We start from the raw sequence: 4,771 nt of genomic DNA on the forward strand, positions 1-4,771 counted from the left end.
GACCAGCCCCCGGACACCACCGAACCGACCCCGCACCTCATCCCCGGCCTGGGGCAGGGCCGTGAAACCCCCGCGCGGAACCCCTCCCCGTTCACGCGGATGCGCCGCCCCAGCAACCACGTGCTCGGCGTCGCGCTCTCCCTGTTCATCGGCGTCGGCGTGGGCATCGCCATCATCGCGCTGGTGCTGTGGCCCCAGCTCAAGGACGACGACGGGTCGCCGCCTGACAGCACCAACGCGTCCAACAACCGCCCGGTGACGACGATCCCGTCATCGTTCGCGGGGACGTGGAAGGGAACGGTCGTCAACACCAACCGCAACGTGTCGTTCCCCGTCGAGGTCACGTTCCAATCCGGCGGGACGACCGGGCGGGTGTTCTATCCGAAGGAGAAATGCGTCGGTGCGCTCACACTGACGAGGGGCACGGAAAGCGCGCTGAAAATGTCGCTGTCGGTCGCTAAGCCGTGCACGTCCGGAGTCGTCCAGATCACCCGGCAGCCGGACGGCACGCTCCAGTACACATGGAGCCGACCAGGCACGAGCCTCGGCTACGGAGGTCGGCTGAACCGTGGATGAGTCCCATCCCGTACCTGGAGAAGTGGCTGTGAGTCGCGTCACGTAAGATAGCTCGGCCCCCAGCAAGCGAGCAGGGCTTATTACGCTTCGCACCGCCCCACCCATCCCTGGGGTTTAACCTTGGCGATGCACTGATGGCACTTTAAGGTTCGTTGACCTACGGCCAGGACGAGAGGAGAACACGTGGAGACCCCCGCCTCCGCACGCCCACGCGGTGGAAGGCGCGCCGCCATGGCTCTCGTGGCCTTCGCCGCCGCGCTGCCTCTGGTCGGCACCGCAACCCCTTCCGCGGCGGCCCCGCCCGCCCTGGCCGCGTTCAACGCCTACGCCGCCGACCCCGGCGACAGCAAGAAGTTCGCCCAGCTGAGCCGGCAGATCGAGAAGCTCGACAAGCAGTACGGCGGCGACCTGGCCAAGCTCAAGGACACCCAGTACGCGGCGGAGAAGTCGCTCAAGAAGGCCAGGGACCTCCAGCAGGACCTCGTCGAGGCCCGCAACCTCGTCGCCCAGCTCGCCGCCACCCAGTACATGATGAACGGCGAGGACCCCACGATCACGGTCGTGACGTCCACGAACCCGAGCGACCTCCTCAGCAACGCCACCCTGGTCAGCCACCTGTCGCAGAACAAGGCCGCGAAGGTCGCGCAGATCCAGAAGCTCGTCAACGAGCAGCTCCAGGCCCGCCAGCAGGCCCAGGCGAAGCTGGCGGAGCTGCGGAAAGAGATCAAGGACCTGCTCAGCCGCAAGGCCAAGATCCAGGCCCTGATCAAGCAGTACAAGCCCGAGTCGCCGAGCATCGGCATGGGCGGCATCACCCCCCGCATGCTCAAGGTCAAGAACACCATCGACCTGGAGACCGGCCCGTACCCCGTGATCGGCTGCACCCGCCCCGGCGACCCGCAGGACCACGGCACCGGCCGCGCCTGCGACTTCATGGTGACGACCGGCGGCGCGATGGCCACCGGCAGCGCCCAGGCCCAGGGCGACCGGGCCGCCCAGTACGCGATCTCCCACGCGAACGCCCTGGGCATCAAGTACGTGATCTGGCGCCAGCGCATCTACGACATGCGCAGCCCCGGCTGGCGCATGATGGAGAACCGCGGCGGCACCACAGCCAACCACTACGACCACGTCCACATCTCGGTCTTCTGAGGCCGTTCAACGCGAAGGGCGCCTCCCACCACGGAGGCGCCCTTCGCGTTGTTGTGGACGGGTCAGTCGACGTAGCTGGGGAGCATGTGCTCGTGGGCCTCGCGTAGTTCGTGCAGAGGGATGCTGAACAGCTCCTGCTGGTCGCCTTCTGGGGCGCGGCCCGTCACGGTCAGGCTGTCGCCGCCCGCCACGCCCAGCTGGGACACGGGGACGCCCGCCGACTCGCACAGGGCCGCGAGGCGCGCTTCGGCGCCCGGCATGACCACGACCATCGCGCGGGCCACGGACTCGCTGAACAGCGCGACGAACGGGTCGCCGGGCAGCGTGATCTTGGCGCCGAGGCCGCCGCGCAGGCACGACTCCACCAGGGACTGCGACAGGCCGCCGTCCGACAGGTCGTGGACGGCGGTGACCAGGCCGTCCCGGATGGCGTTGACCAGCACGGACGCGAGCGCCGCCTCCGCCTTCAGGTCGACCAGCGGCGGCAGGCCGCCCAGGTGGCCGTAGACGACGTGCGCCCATTCCGACCCGCCGAACTCCTCGCGGGTCTCGCCGAGCAGCGCGATCGTGGCGCCGTCGGTGGTGAGCGACATGTTCACGCGGCGGCGGACGTCGTCGTGGACGCCGAGGACGCCGATGACCGGGGTCGGGTTGATCGCCGTGGTGCCGGTCTGGTTGTAGAAGCTGACGTTGCCGCCGGTGACCGGAATGCCGAGGTACTGGCAGCCGTCCGCGAGGCCCTCGACGGCGCGGGCGAACTGCCACATGACGCCCGGGTCCTCCGGGGAGCCGAAGTTGAGGCAGTTGGTGACGGCCAGGGGCCGCGCGCCGGTGGCGGCGACGTTGCGGTACGCCTCGGAGAGGGCGAGCTGTGCGCCCGCGTACGGGTCGAGGCGCGTGTAGCGGCCGTTGCCGTCCAGGGACAGGGCGATGCCCAGACCTGATTCGTCGTCGATGCGCACGACGCCCGCGTTCTCCGGCATGGCCATCACGGTGTTGCCCATGACGTAGCGGTCGTACTGGGACGTCACCCACGTCTTGCCCGCGAGGTTCGGCGACCCCGCGAGCCACAGAACGGTGCGGCGCAGCTCGTCGCCGTTGGACGGGCGGGTCAGCCGCCCTGGCGTGTCTGATTGGAGTGCACCGAGGTCAGCCGGCGGCTGCAGCGGGCGCTGGTACACCGGGCCCTCGTCGGCGGCGGTGACCGGCGGGATGTCGACGATCGTCTCGCCGCGCCACGTCATGACGAGGCGTCCGGTGTCGGTGACCGTCCCGATCACGGTCGCCGGGATCTCCCAGCGGGCGCATATCTCCATGAAGCGGTCGACCTTGCCGGGCTCGACCACCGCCATCATGCGCTCCTGCGACTCGCTCATGAGGATCTCCTCGGGGAGGAGCGTCTCGTCGCGGAGCGGGACGGCGTCGAGGTCGACGTGCATGCCGCCGGTGCCGGCCGCGGCCAGCTCCGTCGTCGCGCAGGACACGCCGGCCGCGCCGAGGTCCTGGATGCCGACGACGAGGTCCTCGCCGAACAGCTCCAGGCAGCACTCGATCAGCAGCTTCTCCATGAACGGGTCGCCCACCTGGACGGACGGCCGCTTGCGGTGCGACTCCTCGTCGAACGTCGCCGAGGCGAGGACGGACGCGCCGCCGATGCCGTCCGGGCCCGTCAGCGCACCGAAGAGGATCACCTTGTTGCCGGGGCCGGGGGCCACGGCGCGCTTGATGTCCTCGTGCTTCAGCACACCGACGCACAGGGCGTTGACCAGCGGATTCTGCTCGTAGCAGGCGTCGAAGACCGTCTCGCCGCCGATGTTGGGCAGGCCGAGCGAGTTGCCGTAGCCGCCGATGCCCGCGACCACTCCGGGCAGGACGCGCTGGGTGTCGGGCGCGTCGGCCGGGCCGAAGCGCAGCGAGTCCATGACGGCGACCGGCCGCGCGCCCATCGAGATGATGTCGCGGACGATCCCGCCGACGCCGGTCGCGGCGCCCTGGTACGGCTCGACGTAGGACGGGTGGTTGTGCGACTCCACCTTGAAGGTGACCGCCCAGCCCTGGCCGATGTCGACGACACCGGCGTTCTCGCCCATGCCGACGAGGAGCTTGTCGGTCTTCGGGGCCTTCTCACCGAACTGGCGCAGGTGCACCTTGGAGCTCTTGTACGAGCAGTGCTCGCTCCACATGACCGAGTAGATCGCCAGCTCGGACGACGTCGGGCGCCGCCCCAGGATGCCGCGGACGCGCCTGTACTCGTCTTCGTTCATGCCCAGCTCGGCGAACGGCTGGGGACGGTCCGGAGACGCGGCGGCGATCGCGACCGTGTCCGTGCCCGAGTAGGCGGGTGCCGGTGCCTCGATGGCCGGTTGCGGACCCGTCCCCGGGCCTACGGCAGGCAGCGGACCCGTGCCGCGTCCCACGGCGGCCTGCGGGCCGGTGCCCGTGCCGATGGCGGGTTGAGGTCCGGTGTTCCGGCCGATGGCGGGTTGAGGTCCGGTGCCAGGGCCGACTGCAGGCTGTGGGCCGGTGCCGGGGCCCATGCCGAGTGCGGGCTGCGGGCCCGTCCCGAGGCCGATGAGCGGCTGCGGCCCGGTGCCGGGGCCCACGAGGGGCTGAGGCCCGGTGCCCGGGCGGACGGCGGGCTGCGGGCCCGTGCCGGTGCCGATGGCCGGCTGCGGCCCCGTGTTCGGGCCCACGGCCGGTTGCGGGCCGGTGTTCGGGCCCACGGCCGGTTGCGGGCCCGTGCCCGTTCCGATGGCGGGCTGGGGGCCTGTGCCGGTGCCTATGGCCGGTTGCGGGCCGGTGTTCGGGCCCACGGCGGGCTGCGGGCCCGTACCGGTGCCTATGGCGGGCTGCGGGCCGGTGTTCGGGCCCACGGCCGGTTGCGGGCCCGTGCCCGTTCCGATGGCGGGCTGGGGGCCCGTGCCGGGGCCGTGGACGGACGGGTTCGACGGGGCGGCGGGGCCCGTGTACTCGCTCACGTCCGGGGTGGTGAGCGTCGGGTCGGCCAGGGTGGACGACGGGTCGCCTGAGGCGCGCTCCTGGG

At 71.1% G+C, this 4,771-nt stretch carries 3 protein-coding genes; 2 read left to right on the top strand and 1 reads right to left on the bottom strand.

Going from position 1 to position 4,771, the window contains the following annotated elements:
• Both E1264_RS44240 and E1264_RS40280 read left to right on the top strand, forming a co-directional pair.
• The coding region (locus tag E1264_RS44240; RefSeq protein ID WP_165964633.1) for a hypothetical protein at nucleotides 1-576 on the top strand (576 nt) is incomplete at its 5' end.
• A 231-nt stretch (nucleotides 577-807) separates the two neighbouring features.
• Nucleotides 808-1,728, top strand: coding sequence for a hypothetical protein (locus tag E1264_RS40280; protein ID WP_243711468.1), 921 nt, complete (start codon nucleotides 808-810; stop codon nucleotides 1,726-1,728).
• 62 nt (nucleotides 1,729-1,790) lie between these two features.
• On the opposite strand, the gene purL is transcribed toward E1264_RS40280, so the two are convergent.
• A complete protein-coding gene (gene purL / locus E1264_RS40285) occupies nucleotides 1,791-4,085 on the bottom strand; it encodes a phosphoribosylformylglycinamidine synthase subunit PurL (RefSeq protein WP_132182465.1) in 2,295 nt (764 codons plus the stop codon).
• Nucleotides 4,086-4,771: the final 686 nt, after the last annotated feature.

The sequence above is a fragment of the Actinomadura sp. KC216 genome (assembly GCF_004348535.1).
In the GTDB taxonomy this organism is placed as follows: Bacteria; Actinomycetota; Actinomycetes; order Streptosporangiales; family Streptosporangiaceae; genus Spirillospora.